19 protein-coding genes are annotated in these 19,467 nt (G+C 43.9%); 8 read left to right on the forward strand and 11 right to left on the reverse strand.

Annotated elements, in window-relative coordinates:
* Positions 1–7 precede the first annotated feature (7 nt).
* From ALT761_RS00880 to ALT761_RS00900, 5 genes are all read left to right on the forward strand, one after another.
* Positions 8–481: a peroxiredoxin gene (locus tag ALT761_RS00880; RefSeq protein ID WP_013786062.1), complete on the forward strand. Its 474-nt coding sequence runs from the start codon at positions 8–10 to the stop codon at positions 479–481.
* Between the two features lie 405 nt (positions 482–886).
* The gene (locus ALT761_RS00885) at positions 887–1,696 is read left to right on the forward strand and encodes a hypothetical protein (protein ID WP_129735722.1); all 810 of its coding nucleotides are present in this window, start codon (positions 887–889) and stop codon (positions 1,694–1,696) included.
* A gap of 15 nt (positions 1,697–1,711) precedes the next feature.
* On the forward strand, positions 1,712–2,746 hold the full coding sequence (locus tag ALT761_RS00890) for an extracellular solute-binding protein (RefSeq protein WP_057794778.1): 1,035 nt from the start codon (positions 1,712–1,714) through the stop codon (positions 2,744–2,746).
* A complete protein-coding gene (locus tag ALT761_RS00895; RefSeq protein ID WP_129735723.1) occupies positions 2,743–4,263 on the forward strand; it encodes an ABC transporter permease in 1,521 nt (506 codons plus the stop codon). The genes ALT761_RS00890 and ALT761_RS00895 overlap by 4 nt, the downstream gene beginning before the upstream one ends.
* The gene (locus ALT761_RS00900; RefSeq protein ID WP_129735724.1) at positions 4,263–5,279 is read left to right on the forward strand and encodes an ABC transporter ATP-binding protein; all 1,017 of its coding nucleotides are present in this window, start codon (positions 4,263–4,265) and stop codon (positions 5,277–5,279) included. Before ALT761_RS00895 ends, ALT761_RS00900 begins: the two co-directional genes overlap by 1 nt.
* A 47-nt stretch (positions 5,280–5,326) precedes the next feature.
* On the opposite strand, the gene ALT761_RS00905 is transcribed toward ALT761_RS00900, so the two are convergent.
* Both ALT761_RS00905 and ALT761_RS00910 read right to left on the reverse strand, forming a co-directional pair.
* A complete protein-coding gene (locus ALT761_RS00905) occupies positions 5,327–7,090 on the reverse strand; it encodes a putative bifunctional diguanylate cyclase/phosphodiesterase (protein ID WP_232043512.1) in 1,764 nt (587 codons plus the stop codon).
* 181 nt (positions 7,091–7,271) lie between these two features.
* Positions 7,272–7,487, reverse strand: a complete 216-nt coding sequence (locus tag ALT761_RS00910) for a YgaP family membrane protein (RefSeq protein WP_129735726.1) — start codon at positions 7,485–7,487, stop codon at positions 7,272–7,274.
* Between the two features lie 232 nt (positions 7,488–7,719).
* Between ALT761_RS00910 and ALT761_RS00915 the strand changes: the two genes are divergently transcribed.
* On the forward strand, positions 7,720–8,901 hold the full coding sequence (locus ALT761_RS00915; RefSeq protein ID WP_129735727.1) for an NAD(P)/FAD-dependent oxidoreductase: 1,182 nt from the start codon (positions 7,720–7,722) through the stop codon (positions 8,899–8,901).
* A gap of 102 nt (positions 8,902–9,003) precedes the next feature.
* On the opposite strand, the gene ALT761_RS00920 is transcribed toward ALT761_RS00915, so the two are convergent.
* The 9 genes from ALT761_RS00920 to ALT761_RS00960 form a co-directional block, all read right to left on the reverse strand.
* Positions 9,004–9,837: a mechanosensitive ion channel family protein gene (locus tag ALT761_RS00920; protein ID WP_057794772.1), complete on the reverse strand. Its 834-nt coding sequence runs from the start codon at positions 9,835–9,837 to the stop codon at positions 9,004–9,006.
* Positions 9,838–10,021: 184 nt separating this feature from the next.
* Positions 10,022–10,621, reverse strand: coding sequence for a hypothetical protein (locus tag ALT761_RS00925; protein WP_129735728.1), 600 nt, complete (start codon positions 10,619–10,621; stop codon positions 10,022–10,024).
* Positions 10,622–10,731: 110 nt separating this feature from the next.
* Positions 10,732–10,974 (reverse strand): HNH endonuclease signature motif containing protein, encoded by a 243-nt coding sequence (locus tag ALT761_RS00930; protein ID WP_172602831.1) that lies wholly within the window; start codon positions 10,972–10,974, stop codon positions 10,732–10,734.
* A gap of 146 nt (positions 10,975–11,120) precedes the next feature.
* Positions 11,121–13,217: a TonB-dependent receptor gene (locus ALT761_RS00935; RefSeq protein WP_129735730.1), complete on the reverse strand. Its 2,097-nt coding sequence runs from the start codon at positions 13,215–13,217 to the stop codon at positions 11,121–11,123.
* A 93-nt stretch (positions 13,218–13,310) separates the two neighbouring features.
* Positions 13,311–13,778 carry a group I truncated hemoglobin gene (locus ALT761_RS00940; RefSeq protein ID WP_129735731.1) on the reverse strand — a complete coding sequence of 156 codons (468 nt, stop codon included), beginning with the start codon at positions 13,776–13,778 and terminating at the stop codon, positions 13,311–13,313.
* A 10-nt stretch (positions 13,779–13,788) separates the two neighbouring features.
* Positions 13,789–14,742, reverse strand: coding sequence for a DUF3034 family protein (locus ALT761_RS00945; protein ID WP_129735732.1), 954 nt, complete (start codon positions 14,740–14,742; stop codon positions 13,789–13,791).
* A gap of 73 nt (positions 14,743–14,815) precedes the next feature.
* Positions 14,816–16,753: a diguanylate cyclase gene (locus ALT761_RS00950; protein WP_129735733.1), complete on the reverse strand. Its 1,938-nt coding sequence runs from the start codon at positions 16,751–16,753 to the stop codon at positions 14,816–14,818.
* Positions 16,754–16,849: 96 nt separating this feature from the next.
* The gene (locus tag ALT761_RS00955) at positions 16,850–17,443 is read right to left on the reverse strand and encodes a class I SAM-dependent methyltransferase (protein WP_013786049.1); all 594 of its coding nucleotides are present in this window, start codon (positions 17,441–17,443) and stop codon (positions 16,850–16,852) included.
* Positions 17,440–18,327, reverse strand: a complete 888-nt coding sequence (locus tag ALT761_RS00960) for an ArgP/LysG family DNA-binding transcriptional regulator (RefSeq protein ID WP_129735734.1) — start codon at positions 18,325–18,327, stop codon at positions 17,440–17,442. Before ALT761_RS00960 ends, ALT761_RS00955 begins: the two co-directional genes overlap by 4 nt.
* A gap of 150 nt (positions 18,328–18,477) precedes the next feature.
* On the opposite strand from ALT761_RS00960, the gene ALT761_RS00965 reads away from it, so the two are divergent.
* Together ALT761_RS00965 and ALT761_RS00970 are read left to right on the forward strand one after the other, a co-directional pair.
* Positions 18,478–19,080 (forward strand): LysE/ArgO family amino acid transporter, encoded by a 603-nt coding sequence (locus tag ALT761_RS00965; protein ID WP_129735735.1) that lies wholly within the window; start codon positions 18,478–18,480, stop codon positions 19,078–19,080.
* A gap of 58 nt (positions 19,081–19,138) precedes the next feature.
* Positions 19,139–19,456, forward strand: coding sequence for a DMT family transporter (locus tag ALT761_RS00970; RefSeq protein WP_126872661.1), 318 nt, complete (start codon positions 19,139–19,141; stop codon positions 19,454–19,456).
* Positions 19,457–19,467 lie beyond the last annotated feature (11 nt).

The raw sequence follows: 19,467 nt of genomic DNA on the forward strand, positions 1-19,467 counted from the left end.
GAGCAGCATGATAGAAGTAGGTAGCACCTTGCCAGAGGTAGATTTCAGCCTTTTAGTCAATGGTGAGATGACAAACCCCGGCACTGCCGAGCTTTTTAACGACAAGCGTGTAGTAGTGTTTGCAGTGCCTGGCGCGTTTACGCCAACCTGCTCTCAAGCGCACTTACCCGGCTATGTGGCATTGGCAGATAAAATCAAAGCGAAAGGCGTTGATACGGTTATTTGCTTATCGGTTAACGATGCGTTCGTGATGGATGCTTGGGGAAAAGCGAATAACGCTGAAGAGATTATGATGCTGGCAGACGGCAACGGTCATTTCACTAAGCAAATTGGTTTAGACATGAATACCAGCGACTTTGGTGGCTTGCGCTCAATGCGTTACGCCATGTTAGTTGAAGACTGCGTAGTGAAAAAAATCAGTGTAGAAGATCCAGGCCGCTTTGAAGTCAGTGATGCCGAGAGCATGCTAAAAAGCTTGTAACAGCAAGTTCAATACTAAGCACTAAACCTATTGAAAGGCTTGAGCATAATGTAACGCAATGCTCAGGCCTTTTTTGATCGCCAAATTTACCGTCCAAGCCCAGTTAACATGCCTAAGTTAGCGAGCATCACAAAAAATATCGATAGATTTTTACGATTGCGTGGCTTTAATAAAGTTGATCGCAAAGTATTGTTAAAATGTAATATAACTATGCTGAAAAAAGCCGGTCAATGGCAGTTATACGATGACTAGCTAAACGTCGTTTTTACTGCAAATACCGTGGTTACTGACTTTAATACCAATTTGGTAATGCGAAAGTATGACATATACATACGTCGAGTTACCTTTACTTAATTAATGATAATAAGTATCATTTGCATAATTAAAAGCGTACTAGGAATAATGATGACAACAACACTTAAGAAGCTAAGTGCCTCGGTATTAGTATTAGCCGTGACCTTTTCATTGGGCACGAGCAGCGCCTTTGCAAATGGTGTAATCAGCGAACATGTAAACAACCTTCAGGCTCATATTGGTGAGTACACAGAGGAAGTGCACTGGTTAGAAGAAAAATTCGACAGTGTTGTTGATGCGTACGAAAAAGACAGCAAAAACGTAGACACAGACGTGTTAATTGAATATTGGGAAGAAGTCGATTTTCACTCTGCGATAGAAACCCAATATGTGCCTGTTTATGCGTCTATCTGGCAAGGTATCTATGGCATTAAAATGGGTATCGAAAACGGTAAATCTGTAGAAGATGTTCGCGCAGAGCAAACCAAACTTAATCAAGCCTTGTGGCAAGCGTTAGGCGCAGTTAAACTTGCGTCACAATATCAAAAGCAGGGTTTGGTTGCCAAAGTACAAACCACTGAAGTTGAACCTACCACCGCGCCTGAAGTTATCGACGATATTAAAAAGCGTTTAGATCGCGTAGTGGCTAAATCGGCAGAGCAACTAACTGAAGTTGCCACCACCTTGGTTCACGATACTTACTTACAACGCTTTGAAGGGGTAGAAGGGGCGCTAATTGAGTTAGACGCCGACCTAGTTGAAGACTTAGAAAAAGACTTTAACGTAACCCTTCCACAGGCAATTACTGGCGGTAAAGGCGTAGAAGCGGTTCGTGGTGTAGTAGAAACTATGCAAACGAAATTAGATCGCGCTCGTTCCTTGTTAGTAGAAGCAGAAAAAAGTCGTAAAGACGTTTTCTAAGGAATAGTTTTTCAAATGCAACGTAGAACATTTTTACAAGGTTTAGCCGCCGCAGGTGCGTTAGGTAGTTTACCTATCAGCAGTTTGAGCTTTGCCAACACTATTGCAAGTGTGTCGGTAGAATCCCTTCCTAAGTTGGAAGGTGATCTCACCCTTTATTTAGGGCGTGGTGAAGGTGGTTTGTATGAAAATGTGCTCGATGCCATTAAAAAACGCAATCCAAAGCTTAACTTAAAAATTAGACGCGGCGCTTCAGCCGCGTTAGCCAATACCCTTGCTGCAGAAGCTAAAGCAGGGGTGAAGCGCGCCGATTTATTTTGGGCGGTAGATACCGGCAGTATTGGCATGGTAACCGATTCAGGTTTAGCTAAGCCGTTACCTACTGACTTGACCACGCAATTGAAAGACGGTTTCCAGTATCCTAGCTGGACACCCGTTACCGGCCGTATTCGTACATTGCCGTATAACACAGAGCGGGTAACCCCCGATCAAATCCCAGATAGCGTAATGGCCTTAGCGGATAGTGATTTAGCGTTGGGGTGGGCTCCGGCTTATGCCTCATTCCAGTCATTCGTTACCGCTATGCGCATTTTAGAAGGTGAAAAGGCCACGGCCGATTGGCTTAAAGGCGTTAATAGCAAAGCGAAAAAATACGCAGGTGAACTTGGCGTAGTCATGGGCGTTGAACGAGGCGAAGTGGATATGGGCTTTGCTAACCATTACTATACGCTGCGCTTAAAAGCCGGTAAGCCAAACGCTAATGTTGCCCTTGCCTATACACAAAACGATGCAGGCTGTTTAGTCAATGCTTCGGGTATTGTGGCATTAAGCGAAGGCGATTTACCTGTTAACTTTATCCGCTATTTACTGAGCCGTGAAGTGCAAGGGTATTTGGCAAGCGAAGCGTATGAAATTCCGTTGGTACAAGGTGTTACACCGCCGCAAGGTTTACCTGCATTATCTGAAATATCGCCACCAGATATGGATCTTAGAAAACTAGCAGATTTACGCCCCACGCTTAACCTTATGCGAAAAGTCGGGGTGCTGTGAGCAACTGGCCAAAGTCGTACCCGCTGGCTCTAATTATCGCGTTAATGGCATTGTTGCCAGTAGGCGTTTTATTTTCGTTAGCATCAGATAGCGCAGAAATATTCGACACCCACAACTTGCGCGTACTTGGCAACACCGTATCACTTATGGTGCTGACTATTATTGGCTCGGTGCTTATAGGTGTGCCTCTAGCGCTGTTTACTGCTTACGTGCAAATGCCGTTCAAACGGTTTTGGCTAATTCTTTTAGCTGCGCCTTTAGCCTTACCCAGTTATATCGGTGCATTTGCCATGTACTTTTCATTTGGCCGTGGTGGCGAAATAGAAAACGTATTAGGAATTACCACCCCCAGTATTAATGGTTTGTGGGGCTCGGCCTTGGTGATGTCGTTATACACCTATCCTTTTGTGATGATGACCACACGAGCGTCGTTACTAAGCCTTGATGCCAGCCTAATCAATGCGGCTCGCACCCTTGGTGTTTCATTGTATAAAAGTTTGTGGCGCGTGGTATTACCCCGTGTAGCAACCAGTATTGCTGCCGGCGCTTTATTAGCTGCACTTTATGCGCTGTCTGATTTTGGTACGCCTGCCATCATGGGTTTAGACACCTTCACCCGGGTTATCTTTGTTGAATACAATGCCTTTGGCTTAAGCCAAGCTGCCATGCTGAGCTTGCAGTTAATGGTGATTGTAGGATTAATCTTATTCATTGAAAGTCGTATTGGCGGTGCCAAAGAACGCCCAGGTAGACATTTAAGTTTATGGCCTGCCCGTTGGCAACGTAACCTTATGTTACTAGCCGCAATGCCTATATTGTTGCTGGCTATTGTATTGCCTCTTGCGGTATTCACTCTGTGGCTAATAAGGGAAGGTACTGGTGGGTTCGAATTTAGTTATGCGTGGAATTCAGCTTATGCGTCTTTCCTAGCCGCTATTGTGGCCGTTATCTTGGCAATACCCGTTGCTCAAGCCGCTATTGCAGGTAAAGCTGGCCGTTTGATGGAACGTATTACTTATTTTGGTTTCGGCGTACCTGGTATCGTAATGGGTACCGCATTGGTTTACGTTGGGCTTCAATTGCCCTACCTATATCAAACCTTGGGTTTGTTGGTAATGGCCTATGTACTACGCTTTATACCCCTTGCTGTGGGCAGTGTACGTAGTACAGCAGAAAATTTAGATACCGGATTAGTGAAAGCAGCACGAGTGCTAGGGGCTAGCCCTCGCGAAGCATTTATGCGTATTACCTTGCCACTTACCCTAAGAGGCATGATAGCCGGTGCCGCCTTGGTGTTTTTAGAAGCCATGCGAGAATTGCCTGCTACCCTAATGTTGGGGCCAACGGGTTTTGAAACCTTAGCCACCTACATGTGGCGCGTGTACGAAGCAGGTTACTTTGGTCGCGCTGCTGTACCGGGGTTATTGCTGGTATTGTTATCGGGCTTTGGATTAATATTAATGCTTTCTGGCGAACGCCGCGCCCAGTTTACCGTTTCCGAGGATGATCGTAGTTAATGCTTAAAGTGAGTGAGTTGTCAGTTAATTATGGTGCTACCCGTGTAGTGAATAAGCTCAACCTAGAGTTAGGTTCAGACGAAATTCTCATGCTGGTGGGCCCAACAGGCTGCGGTAAAACCACTATCTTACAGGCATTAGCTGGCCTTATTCCTATTTCAGAAGGGCAAATGACCCTTGGAAACTGGACCGCCACACCGAAGAAAACGGTGCCTCCTGAAAAACGCAATGTAGGCATGGTGTTTCAAGATTTCGCCCTGTTCCCTCATTTGACCGTTCAGCAAAATGTTTGCTTCCGTTTAAAAGATACAAAGCTTGCCGATCATTGGTTAAAGCTTCTTGGCCTTGAAGATTTTCGCGATGCTAAGCCTGCTCGTTTATCGGGTGGCCAAAAGCAACGTGTTGCGCTAGCCCGCACCTTGGCACACGAGCCGGCATTTGTTTTATTAGATGAACCTCTTTCAAACCTAGATGCTGCCTTAAAAGACAGCCTTCGTTGGGAAATTCGCGATGCGCTTAAAGCTGCAGGCGTGCCTGCTATTTGGGTAACTCACGACCAAGAAGAAGCCTTAAGCGTAGGTGACAGGGTAGGGATATTAAATAAAGGCGTACTAGAGCAACTTGCAACCCCAGAAGCATGTTACTCAGAGCCCGCCAGCCGTTTTGTGGCTCGATTTATGGGTGAAGCTAGCTTTATTCCAGGTACCTTTGATAACGGCATCGTTACCACTGAGATTGGCACTGTACCTGGCACATCAGTAGATGGTGCTAACGGCAAGGTAGACTTGTTAGTGCGCCCTGACGATTTAAGTTTACGCGCAGACCATGAATCCCCCAATGGCACTGTAGATTGGGTACGTTACGAGGGTGAAAGTCGCCTTTATGCCGTAACCCTAGACAGCGGCAGCCAATTAAAGGTACGTGTAAGCCACGAAAACGCCATGAAACCGGGTGCGCGAGCACACATGGCGCTAATCACTACGCATCCGTTGGCCGTTTTCCCACGCAACAAGTGATATGTTTAACGGCCAGCTATTATTTAATAGCTTACAACGTAATTGGCTCAGGTAACTGCCATTCCCAACTTGATACCATCTTTCAAAAGGCATTTCATATTATGCTCGGGCATTGGCTTAGCGTAGAAGTAACCTTGCGCAATAAAACATCCTAACGATAATAATAAATCTGCTTGGTCTCTAGTTTCTACACCTTCTACCACGACATCGCATTTGAACGATTCAGCCAATGTAACCGTAGAGGATACGATAGCTTGATGCCCCTTATTGGTTTCAATATCGGTGATAAACGTTTTATCAATTTTAATAGTATTGGCTTTAAGGTTATTGAGATAAGCGAGAGAACTCATCCCAGTGCCAAAATCGTCAATGGCTATAGCAATTCCCAATTGTCGGATTTCTGCTAACGCAGACTCTATATATTTGATGTTTAGGCAGGTTTCATTCTCTGTAAGCTCAATTTGAAGTAAATTTGCGGGCAGTTTATTTTCAATTAATTCTTGCTGTATGAAGGCACACAGTCCCGGGTCTAGAAGGTTATAAGGAGAAAGGTTAATGGCGATAGGAGTACTACAGCCCTCATTTAGCCATGAAGAAGCATGCTCAATAGCCTTTTTTACTATATAACGGCCAAAATCTTGCACTTTTCCGCTGCGCTCTATTAAATTAATAAAAGCAAAAGGCATCAGTAAACCCAATCGAGGATGTTGCCATCGACATAACCCTTCAACCCCCACAATGTTGCCATTTCTCATATCAACCTTAGGTTGAAAATGCAGGATCAGCTCACTGTTTAACATCGCCTGATTTAAATCAGCTTTTAGCATTACGTCTTGTTCGTTCACAAGCACATTTTGGTTGTCGTAAATCGACCACCCACTTCGCTGTTTTTTTGCTTTATACATTGCTGTATCGGCGCAGGATATGAGTGTTTCAGGATTACTAGTATGTGAAGGGTAGTGAGCAATGCCAACACTGGCACCGGTATTAATTTCTAACCCGTTAAGAGGAACTGTAGTATCGCATACCAATACTAATTCTTGTGCAAGTGCTTCACCCTGCTGAATGCTGCAATGTGGTGCCCATACTATGAATTCGTCGCCACCTATCCGAATAAGTTCATTGGGTAGCGTAATAATGGTGGACATGCGTTTAGCCAGTTCTATTAATAATTCATCACCAGTGTTGTGTCCGAATGAGTCATTCACTTCTTTAAATTTATCAAGATCAATAACAAACAAACATGCCTGTGAAATCACTTTATGCTTATGCTCGTTAGATTTCATATTACGCAAGGTCTCGGTGAGATAGAGACGATTCGCTAGACCTGTAAGTGGATCGTGAGTGGCAAGGTTAGCAAGGGTTGCGTTAATTTCGTCGGCACGTTTTGCGATAATTGAAGATAGCGTCAGAGCCAACCAAGCGGTTATCCAAAATACAATAACTGATGTAATAATGAGACGTTTAGCGACGAGTTGGAGTGTCGCATCTATTAGTGTCGTTTCCTTAACATAAAAAATATTATATTGATCAAAATTGACTCTCAACCAAAGATAACTTCGGTTATTTAAGAAAAAAACAGAGGCACTTTCTTCAGTTAACAGCTCTATTTTTTCTACTAAAGTACGGCTAGATTGCGGGTCTATAAGATGTGCTTGCGTCCACTGCTTTTGGGATGAACTGACATGAAATAGAGTGGGTAGTGCAGGGTCGGCTAGGCGGCTTTGGGGATCAAAATAGTAATTGCCATAAAAAAAAGCGTTTTCGTCAGATTGTATTTCCGAATTTAAAAACGTGACAACACGTGACATTCTAGATAGTTCGTTCTGAATACCGACATCAGCTGCTAGGCGATAAGAAACGGTAACGTAAATAGTCGAAACTAAAATTGAAACCGTAAGGCACGCAAAAATTAGCCGAATCCGAATGGCTGTTTTTTGAGGGAGTATAGGCATTTTCTGCATATATAATTATTACTCCAGCAACTATGTTTTAGCTTTCTTTCGTACTGACTCCGGCTATTTGGTATACCGGGCACCAACCCGACAGCAAAGAAATCAGGTTTAGCACCCCAAAAATACCTAGTAATATTTCAATAAACACATCATCGATTATATTGCCGTTAAGAAAAGCAAAAGCGGTTACCGAGATACCTATAGCTCCGCGAAGGGTGCGATCTAATAAACTTAAATTTGCATGAATTGCCATAGCGTTGCCATATTGAGTAATTCTAAAAAGAATAGCCTCATATTGTTCTAAGCAACAGTAGACTTTAAGTTACTTTTAATAGCCTTAATTTGAACTATCAGCGAGTCTAACGTTGAGTGGGCAAACTAATTACGTATAATTCAGCTCGTTTTTGCCCCATGCCTTATTATTAGACAGTGAGGGTAATTAGTACGATATTCCAAGTCAGGTACAGCAATTAAAGGTGAGTAGTGTGAAACAGCGTGATGTAATTGTGATTGGTGCTGGTGCAGCAGGGCTGTTTTGTGCAGCGCAAGCCGGTGCCCGTGGGCGCAGTGTAGAAGTGCTCGATCACGCCAAAAAAGTGGGGCGTAAAATTCTTATGTCTGGAGGCGGACGCTGTAACTTTACCAATATGTACGCTGGCCCGGAAAATTTCATATCGCAAAACCCACACTTTTGTAAATCGGCGTTAAGCCGCTACACCCAATGGGATTTTATTGGAATGGTAGCCGAGCACGGCATTGCATACCATGAGAAAACCCTAGGCCAGCTATTTTGCGACGACAGCGCCAAAGATATTGTAGAACTCCTGCTAAAAGAGTGTGATAAAGCGGGGGTAACTATTACCACACGCTGCGACATTGTAAGCGTTGAAAAAACCGAATCAGGTTACACGCTTAACACTTCTTTGGGTGAATACCAATGTGAGTCGCTAGTTATCGCCACCGGCGGCTTAAGCATGCCGAAGCTAGGCGCAACACCATTTGGTTACAAAGTGGCTGAGCAATTCGGCTTAAACGTGCTACCCACTCGCGCAGCACTAGTACCTTTCACCCTGCAAGATAAAGACAAAGACGTATTAGCCGAGCTAAGCGGCATTGCCATAGACGTAAATGCACAATGCAATGACACCTCATTCCGTGAAGCTATGCTGTTTACGCATCGCGGCCTAAGTGGCCCTGCCATGCTACAAATCTCAAGTTATTGGGAAGCAGGCGAGGCGTTAAGCATTAATACGCTCCCAACTGAAGATGCGCAGGCGCTTATTAATACGGCGCGCACCGACACGCCAGATGCATTGCTGGCAACCTGTTTAAACAAAGTGTTCCCCAAACGCATGGTACAAAGCTTTATTGAATATCATCAATGGCGCAATGTACCGGTGAAGCAGCTGAGCCATAGCGAATGCGAGGCTATTGCTAACACGCTAGAAAATTGGCAAATAAAACCCAATGGTACCGAGGGTTACAGAACCGCCGAGGTCACCATAGGTGGGGTAAATACCGATGAGCTATCGTCTAAAACCATGATGGCTAAAAACGTACAAGGCCTTTATTTTATAGGCGAAGTGGTAGATGTAACCGGTTGGTTAGGGGGCTTTAATTTTCAGTGGGCGTGGAGCAGCGGCTGGGCAGCCGGGCAGGTGGTGTAGTTGTAAATCAAGTCAAAACCGCATACAAAAAAGCGACTGTTCAATAACATTGAACAGTCGCTTTTAGCTATTTTCTACATATCTATTTCACATCAAGACTTGTTATTGATTGGTTTCATTAACCAAAATAACTTTACGATGTGGGAATGGAATTTCAATGTTCGCTTCATCAAGCCCTTTCTTAATTTGCTCAGGTACTGAGTAACGAATATCGAAGTAGTGCTGACCTTCACAGAACGGACGTACAATGAAGTCTACCGAACTGTTGTTTAAGGTTTCTACTTCAACAAATGGCGCAGGCTCTTTAAGTACATGCGGGTGTTCAGCGAGTACTTTGTCGATAACGGCACGAGCAGCATCAATACTTTCACCATAAGCAACACCAAAGGTCATATCTACACCGCGAATTTCATGGTGTGAATGGTTGGTAATTTGCTCGCCCCAAATTTGGCTATTTGGAATGATAATGTGTTGGTTATCGAAGGTTTGCAAAATGGTAGTGAACATATCTATTTCGGTGACTTTACCAAACTTGCCTGCTGCTTCTACAAAGTCATCAACTTTGTAAGGGCGGAAGATAAGTAGCATAACGCCAGCGGCTAAATTAGACAGAGTGCCTTGCAGTGCTAAGCCTACGGCAAGCCCCGCTGCGCCAAGTAATGCAATGATAGAGGCGGTTTGTACACCAAAGCGGTTAAGAACGGCTATGCCCACAAAGGCTAAGATGGTGTAGCGTATTACGCTACCAAAAAACTTAAATAAGGTGTCGTCTAATTGGGGGTATCTACCGGCTAGTGCAACCATGCCCTTATAGGCTTTACCTGCTACCCACATGCCTATAATTAATATAAGTAACGCAAGTAAAATGTTGGTAGCCCACGCTAGTGCGCCAGGGAGATACTGATCCACATCAAGTGATGCAATAAATTCTTCCATGTGTAAATTCCTCATAACGATTGATTATTTTTTGAAGATTCGTAAGGGTGCTTCAAGCCGCTATGTTATAAGCCATATACAACATTAAGGGTATTCATCAATAGTATGAAGGTGTGAAAACAAAGCAGCGAAAAAAGCGTGATTATCGCTGCTTTGTTTATATTATTCAGATAATTAAATTTTTTTAAAAGGTATAGCGAACAAAGGCTGCAAACACCTCGGAATCGGAAAATTTAGTATATTCACCGCCAACTGCTATCGAATCCCAGAAATATTGCGTGCCTAACTTATAGGCTTTTTGATCAGAACCTTCATCCCATTTCTGCCATTCTAATCCGCCATAGACTTCCACATTGTTTGCTATCATATGTCGAATATTAGCCTCACCGGTAAGGTATTCGGTACCTGCTGAAACGGCATTTTCACTATCGTTTATCTTAATATCAATTTCACCATAGCCAATTTTACCGTCCAGTACTGTGCGATTTGAAAAGCGGTGAATATAGCCAACTGCCACTTTCCAGCGGTCGACATCCATGTTTACCCCTTGGGTATTATCATCAGCGGTAAAATATGTGGCTTCACCAAAAAAGTTCATTCCAAGTTCTTTACTTGCCTTAAATTCAAAGCCTTTCGGAGTAAAGATATCTAAATCGGCGAATTCCGTTTGCACTAATGAAACCTGTGCAAAGTCGTAAGAAGGGGCATTAATAATGGGTTTGTCAGCCGCAAATACAGCACTTGCGGCTAAAAAACAGGTTGGAGCGATAAGAAGTTTATACATTGAATATCCTTATTAGGTTGGGGAACTAATAAGAAGAATAGGGGATATGGGATGAACGAAAAATGAACGCTAAGTTAATCAATATTCAGGTTAAAAGAAGACGTTTTCACCTATGCTGAATAGCGAAAACCTTGTTCTCTATGAAACACAAGGTACTCCTGATGGTAGCGTTGAAGCGAAGCTCGCATTTTAGAATTGATACCTAACACTTCTGGTTCCGCTAACTTTTCTGATATGACAATTTTGCCCGTATCTAGAAAGCTTATGTAACCTCTATCGAATGCTTTATCTAAGTTTGCTAAAAGAAGTAAGCCATTATATTGATTTAAGCTCGTCATCGTCGTTAATCTCATTGGTGGATATGTGTCCATTTTCGATTAAATCTGCCACCGCTAACATCAAACATATTTTATGAGACCTAGCCCGGCCGTTCGCACGGGCAGCGAGAAGATTTGAGAGCTATATCTATATATAGCTGTAGGCTCATCCATGTATCCTCTTAATATTTAATCCCAAAGGTAAGCCTAACTGTTCTGGGCTCTACTGGGTGGTAGTGTAGGTCTTCTACCCCTTCTTCGGGCTCGCCAGGTAAGCGAGAGGCATAATAGTAATCAATGTCGTGAGCATCGCTATCAAGCAGGTTCAATACTTCTAAGCCTATCTGCCAATCGGTATCTTGGTAGGCAATTTGGGTGTTTAGTAAAAAGGTTGAAGGTGGCTCAATGGTATCGAAGCTGTCTACCGTGCGTGAGCTTAAATATCTTGCGCGTAAGGTATAACTGAAGCCTTGTTGATTGCTTTGCTGGTACCAGGTTGCGCCTGCACTCACCACGGCGGGAACTGTGCCATCGATGTGGTCGCCTTCGCCCGCGACGGTATCACTAAACCGCGCTTTGGTGTAAGCAGCTTCAATGTCTGCTGTTAGGTGGTGGCTTAACCAGTAATAGGCGCTTACCTCAATACCATAACGTTTAGAAGGGCGGCTAGCTTCCGTAAAACCAGCGTCGCCTACGTAAACTAATTCACTGTCTAATTCTAATTGCCATAAGGCGGCAGAGACATTATAGGTTTTGTTGTCTGTCCAGTTTATGCCGGTTTCGTATCCAAGTGAGCGCACTAATAAAGGCGCAGACGCTATAGACTCGCCTGTTGTCGGGTCTTGGGTAATGGTAACTCCCCGGGCATCATTAGAGTGATAGCCTTGGCCAATATTGGCAAACATCGTCATGGTGTCGGTGTATTGATATTTTAAGCCAGCTTTTAAGCTAAACATGCCGTCTTTTTCATCGCCACTATTTGCAGCTATTTGGCTGTCTACCTCAATGTCGAAGTAGTCGTAACGCCCACCTAAGGATAAGGTAAGTGAATCTGACAGTACGATATTAGATTGAGCAAACGCGGCGTACGAGCTGCTGTCTATGGCGTCTTCTCGAATGGTACTAAGGCGTTCTAGGTTTTGAGTACGATACAGTCCTACATTGCCAATATCATCGTAACGCCATTGGCCACCAAGGGTAATACTGCTACCTTGGGTTACGGCAAACGGTAAAGTGGTTGATAATTCACCGCCGTAAATTTTTCTATCATCAGCTTGTTCGAACTGATCGCCAGTTTCTGGGTTATCAAGGAAATAGGTGAAGTTTGAAAACAGAGTAAGGTCGGTATCGATAGCGTATAGCGATGCATTTACTGTGTCGCTATTGTATTGGGCAGACAAGCTGTACCGCGATGACTCGCCGCCAACTTGAGTATCAATCGAGCCTAAACGGTCTATCACACCACTTTCAATAGCTCTAGCGGGAACTTGGTCGGCGCTATTCCAGCTATTTTCATACGCCATGCCGCTAATGGCCAATTCACCATCAAATAAAGGCACTATATAACGCAGGTTAGCGTTTTTTTTCTTCACGTCTTCGTCGATGTCTGTCCATGGGCCGTCATACGTTTGGTATTCCAATGCAGCAATGGCTGTACCTTTACCAATACTGGCTGAATTTAAAGTGACGGCACGACGATAGTTATCTTCACCCAAGGTGACAAGAAGCTGGTTACTCTCAAGGCTATCTTTAGAGCTGAAGTATGCTCCGCCAGCGCTGGAGAAGTCGCCAATGTTGGCGTAATACGTGCCTTTGAAGTAACTCAAGTTGTCTACCATTTCGGGAATGACAAAATTGAGATCTGAATAGCCCTGTCCGTGGCCATGGCTTCGCATATTCACCGGCATACCATCTACACTGACCGCAAAGTCAGTACCATGATCTAAATTAAACCCGCGTAAAAAGTACTGATTCGCTTTGCCTGAACCGCTGTGTTGGGTCACCATCATGCCTGGAATAAACTCTAGCATTTCACCCGTGCGAAGCATGGGTCGCTCAATTAATGTATCGCCCGACACCCAACCTTGAGATGCTGAAACAAATTGTCCACTTTGTGTTTGTGCTTCGCCTTGAATACGTATTCGTTCTACATCTTGCTCTGTTTCAACATCAGGATCATCTAGTGCGAAACTGACGGGTATGAAAAGGGTTGAGGACAGCGCAATAGCAATAGCTATAGGAGAGAAACGTAGCGGCAATTTAGCAAAGCGTAAATACATGGAAATTTGTCTTTTTTGATAGTGATATTAACCTTACGTATAAGATAACGTATTAGACGCAGCTTTTTAGAGACAGCCGTTAAAATTTACATTTTATAGGTAAATGGTTTCAGATTTGATAGGCGCTAATTTTTGCAGAATTTGATTTTCTTGTTGATAGGTTAAGCCAACATCACGCATAGCGTCTTGCACATACTCCACTAAAATATAAAACTCTCGCTCTTTAATGTTTAAATCTTTGTGGGTCTCTAACATGGCCTTGCCTTCGTAAACACAAGGGCCGCCAATAAGCTCGCACGTTTGTGATACCAGTTGTTTTCGTAAATGGCTTTTCGGTACACCATTAAAATAGTGCCCTATAACCGGGTCTTTATAGATGCGATTAATGGCAACACCAAACACAGTATTAAGGGTTTTACTGCCACCGATTTCATCGTACAGGCTGGTAGCGTTTTGCTTGGCAGTGTGCGTGTTAGAACACCCACTGATACCGCCTAACAGAGTAAAAAGTAGTGTAATTACGGCTGTCGTTATTCTTGTTTTGTGTAAATAGGTACTCATCATCACCAACTTAAAAATTAGCAGTGGCAGTTAGATAGAAGCCTGTCGAGCTAGGCTGCATAGGCAAGTTGCCTAAATCTACATAAGCTGCGGTGAGGGAAAATGACTTATTGGGAAAGTAAGCAATGAAGGCGTCGGTTACCGTATCTTCTTCTGCTAGCCCGCCTAGGCGATTGGTTTGCGTTCTAAACTCAACGCCGGCCACGGTTGACGGGCTGGTTAGTAGCGCCAAAGAACCTTCCCATTCCACTTTATAACTATCGTCATTTTCACTAGCAAAACCAAGTAACCCAAAGGTGTTTGCTTTGGTATAGCGGGCGGTCAGATTGGTCAATAGGTTAAAACCGTTAATATGACCTAAATAAAGCTTGGTTGCAGAAACAAAAAAATCAGTGCCGCTATCATCTTTAGCCCCAAGTATGCGCGCTACACCTTGATTAGGAAGCGGGCCGGTGCCATCGGGCAATAGAAGCGTGGTATCAAAATCTCGGTGTTTTTTATATTGTGCGCCAACAGCCACTTGGGGTACCCAAGTGCGTTGGCTAAAAACGCCATCACCCAATATTTTCACTTTTGCAGATACAATATCCATGTCGATACGGGTAGATTGTGCGGCGTTAATTGCTCCATCGGTAAGTAAGCTGAAAACACTGCTGGTAATGCCTGATGAAATATCTAGGCTTTGGCGTTGTACGCTTATTTCAACGCGATCGTAAATGCCAAGGCTGGCACCAAAAGTGGTTAAGGTGTAGTCGTTTAAATGAAGGTATTGAACATTCGCGGTACCGTTTATTTCTTCTCTACTGCCATAGCCGCTAATAAAAGCCCAAGGCGTGATACCGCCACCGGCGGTACCTTCAAACCCAGTAATACCGCCCGTCGCAGTTAAGCGAGAGCCCGTATTTGCACAGCTTAAAAAGGAAACTAAACAAAAGCTTAGGCAAAAAAATATTGCTTTGGTCATATTGTCTTTTTCTTGAGGTTTAATTAAATAATAGGTAAGCCTTGCTAAAAAGAAAGCTCTGAACGAATTTTTCCTAAGCGGCTACGGTAAAACGGTTTTTGCCTGCACGTTTAGATTGATATAGCGCTGTGTCGGCAGACTCCATTAATGATTTTACATCAAAGGTAACGGACTTATTTTGATGATGATATGCCACGCCCAAACTCGCCGTTACACTAAAATCTGCGCCTTCTTTCGTGATGAATCGGTGGCTTCTTATATTTTCGAGGATTCGATTAGCTATTTCTTTGGCTTGCAACAGCGTAGTGCGGGGAAGGGCAATAATAAACTCGTCTCCCCCAATTCGTGCAATAACGTCATTAGTACGTAGTGTATTTGCCGCAGTTTGCGCCACAGTTTTAATGACTTCATCGCCCACGTGATGACCTAAATTGTCATTAATGTGTTTGAAGTTATCAATATCAAAAGAGATGAGTGCCAACCCTACGTGATGAGGGCTTAACTTAACGAGGTTATGCTCAAAATAATCAAAGAAGTAACGCCGATTGTGTAAGCCAGTAAGGTCGTCTCGAATAGAAAGCGCCAGTAGTTTTTTAGAGTTTTTATATTGAAAAATCACAAAAATAAGTAGCAAAGCGAATATTAGAACTACCCCTGACAGCATCATATTCTTCTGCCGCACTTTCAGAGATTGCTCCCTTGCCGTTACCGCTTGAAGTTGTGTTTGTTGTTTTAGGAGGGCAATTTCTTTGTCTTTACGCTCGGCCTCCATCGTGGTTTGTACTTGGGTGACATATTCTGAATTGTTTAAACGCTGTAATTCGAGGAAGTCTTTGTAATAACTATGAATAAATTCAAAAGCCTGCTCAAAGCGATTATCTTTAAATGCTACTAAGCCTGCAATATAATCAAGCTCCAAGTGCCATTGCGTATTGTGCAATGCTTCTATGCCGTTAAAAATAGTGCGTGCTTTCGATAAATCTTGTTTAGCCTCAGCTAAGTTATCAAGGGTTAAATTGCAAAGGGCGCGTTTTTTGTAAAGTTCTGCGTTGTAATCAATGGGGCCCGATAAGCCCAGCGCATCATCAATAGCACCAATAGCAGCGTTACACTCTCCTCTTTCTGCCATTGTCATAGCACGGCCATAATGCAAATAGAAATTTTCGCTGTGCTTGTTGGTAAAATTCAACGCTATTTCGTAACGGTCAAAGTAGGAAAGTGCATCATTCCAATTCTCCAGCTTTCGGTTCACCATAGCTAGGCCCAATAAGGTACTGGCAACATGGGGTTGGTAGCCAATGGACTCGAAGAAGGTAAGTGCACCTTCGTAATACTCAATGGCTTTTGTGTAATTACCTAAATAGTTATAGGTGTCGCCTAAGCTCTCTTCTAACAACCCATTAAAAAAGGGGTTGTTTAAAATGACGAGATTTTTATAAGCATCTTGCAGTATGAGGGTGGCCCGGTAGTAGTCTCCGGAAAGTGCAAATCCGTAACCTAACTCCCTAATAGCAAGCACGTAAATAGTACTGTTAGGATCTTCTTTAGCGACTTCAACTGCATACTTCAGCGTGTCGATAGCGCCAGAAATATCGCCTGTTTGGTGCATCCGGCTCCCTTTTAAATAAAGCCACAGTGCATTTTGTTCGTTCGTCATCACATTGGTGAAGGTTGCGACAGTGGCAAGGGTGGCATCCATTTCTTTGTATAAGGTTAATACACTCTCGGTTTGGGCTTTTCGTAACAACAGCCAAACTTTGCCGTCATCACTGAAGTCATTTGACTGCGCAAGTGTAACTAATTTTCGGTAGGTTTGCTGAGGGTTTAGAAAAATAGCATTTTCAAAGTCGTGTAATGCATTTTCACTAATTGTGCCTGGCATAGTGTCAGAAACAGGTACCGCTGTAGTTGCGGTATCAAGAGTTGCAGACACAGGAAAAGAAAGGCTAACCAGCACCCCCCAAATGGCGAAAAGCATCAAGAAACAGGTGCGTCTATGTACTACAGCCAAAAAAAGCCCTCCGAATGGCTACAAATTTGCTTAATTAACCTGCAATCTGGCACTAGGTTAGTATGAAAAGTGTTCGGAGTGAAGCGACATTTTTGCTTATTTTGTAAAGACTAGAGTTTGCCAACTGACACCTTGGCGGTGCAGTTTGTCGCTAGAATCTGTGTTATGAATTAAGGTTAAGCCACAGGATTTTGCGAACTCGATGGTGTCCCTAGCATTAACCGGATTAGCCACCCGTTCGTCATCAAATTTCCCGTGTCGCAAAGTAATGACTAGGAGCCCTTCGGTTAAAAGCAATTGGCTACATCGTTGCAAGCTTTGTTGTTGCTGAACGTGGGTTAAGTGCATCCATACCGCGCTAATCAAAATTAACCCGTAGTGTTGCTTTTTCTGTGATGTGAGTAAGGGCAGGGTATCTTTAATCCACGTTACTGACTCTCCCGTAAAGGCAATGCCTGATTGCATTAGCGCGGTTGCAGGCTCAATAGCGGTTACGTGATTTCCCAAATCGGCCAGGGCTTTCGCGTCTCTGCCTGCTCCTGCACCTATGTCTAAGATAGTGGTATGGGTTAGCGACGGTATATGTGACAACCAATCGCCATGTACATCCTCAAATGCAACACTAGTGTATTGTGAAGCAAGCTTTGAAGCGTGCTGGTGGTAATACGCGATGTGTTTATTGTACTTCATGGTGTTAGCTGTTCTTTTGAAATGTGTTTAACCACTTGGCTAAAATCGCCAAGGGCATGTGATGCCTGTTCTGTCCAATGCCAGAACAAAGACACACCTAATTGTTTGCTAGGAAATAGCGAAATGAGCTGGCCCGATGCCACTTCTTGTTTAACTTGTAAGGTTGGCAACATCGCCCACGCTACGCCTTCTACGGCCATTTTTGCAAACCCATGAGACGACGGATACCAATGACATGTGGTTAGCGACGGCGGAAAGTCTAAACATTCTCGCTGATAGTCGGTGAGTAGGGTGACATCAAATTCGTCATAAAGTAACCCCGGAGTGCTCATTACTCGTTCAGGGCTTATGTCATTTTGAAGGTAACGCTGTATAAAGCCAGGCGAAGCATAGAGTTGATAATTCATAGTACCTAGCCTTGCTGATTGCCCGCCGGTAATGGGAGTGCCAGTTTGGCTAATGCAGGCCATGACTTTACCTTGCTGCAATAAGGTGCGAGTTTGGGTTTGATCAGCATTATAAATATGTACGGGGTTAGAACGTATTTCACTGAATCTTGCCATCACCTCAGTAAACCAGGTAGCCAGCACATCGTTGTTTACTGCAACACTTAGTGGCGAAGCATAGTCAGCCGCCCCGCTGCGTGTGGTTAGCTGCTCTTCTAGCACACTCACTTTTTGCACGTGAGATAAGAGTTGTTCGCCAAGTGGCGTGGCTTTAAGCGGTTTCATGCGCACTAAAACCGGCCCGCCTACTTGTTGCTCTAGTCGCTTTATCTTTTGTGAAACTGCCGACTGAGTCAAGTTGAGCGCTTGAGCGCCGCGCTCAAAACTACCGTAGCGTAGCACTTCGCGAAAACTGTGTAGGGCAGCATAATCAAGCATGATGAAAGTAGGCACTCTTATTTAAATAGGCCTTTCTACTGTTATTAATTAATTTAATAACAAAGAAAAATTATTAATTTAATTTAGTTGAAAAGGGTGGCTAAAATCAACGCCTATTTTTTATTCATTCCAATTTTTGAGGTTTAGTTCATGTTTGCGGCAGCGTTGAGTGGTTTTGTGATGGGCGGCACCCTAATAATTGCCGTTGGTGCGCAAAATAGTTTTTTAATCGAACAGTCTTTGAAGCGTCAATGGACAGGGTTGTTCGTACTGCTGTTTATAGTGAGCGATGCCATTTCTATTAGCTTAGGAGCGATGGGATTCGGGTTACTGTTACAAGAATACCCGTTATTGGTATCAGTCACTAAGTGGGCGGGCGTGGTCTTTCTCTTGTGGTTCGCGTTTAACAAACTCAAAGCCTCTATGGCTGATGATGCGCTGGTACTTGAAATGTCGAAGAAGCAAACGTCATTCAAGCGTGCGTTTCTGATTGCTATGGCGGTGACGTGGTTGAATCCTCATTTTTACTTAGATACGCTGCTATTAATGGGTAACTTGGCCAGCCAGTGGCAGCTAAATAAATGGTGGTTTGTCCTCGGTGCAGTTTGGGCATCTATCGTATGGTTTGTTGGGCTAAGTACCCTCACCGCTAAATTTGCGCACCATATGCAGCGCCCGTCATTTTGGCGTTGGTTTAACCGCTTAAACGCAGCGGTACTAGGGGCGGTAAGCATTCAATTGGCTAGCTTGTAGTATAAAAATATTAGTGAAAGCTTTTCGGTAAGCAGCCAATCGCAAGAAGGAGAGGCATATGAGCTGGATTTATTTGATTGTGGCTGGCTTATTAGAAATAGGTTGGCCGGTGGGGTTAAAGCTATCTCAAGAAGCTGAAACCCGCGTGCTGGGGATACTGTTAGCCGTAGGATTTATGGCGGCCAGTGGTTTTTGTTTATGGATGGCGCAAAAAAATATTCCGATAGGTACTGCTTACGCGGTGTGGACTGGCATAGGTGCGGCGGGTACGTTTCTAGTTGGGGTTGTATTTTATGGCGATCCGACTTCTGTCGCGCGCTACTTTGGCGCAGCACTTATCGTGGCGGGCGTAGTGGTATTGAAATTAGCCCACTAACCCCACTAAAA

The organism is Alteromonas sp. 76-1, from assembly GCF_900654235.1.
GTDB lineage: Bacteria > Pseudomonadota > Gammaproteobacteria > Enterobacterales > Alteromonadaceae > Alteromonas > Alteromonas naphthalenivorans.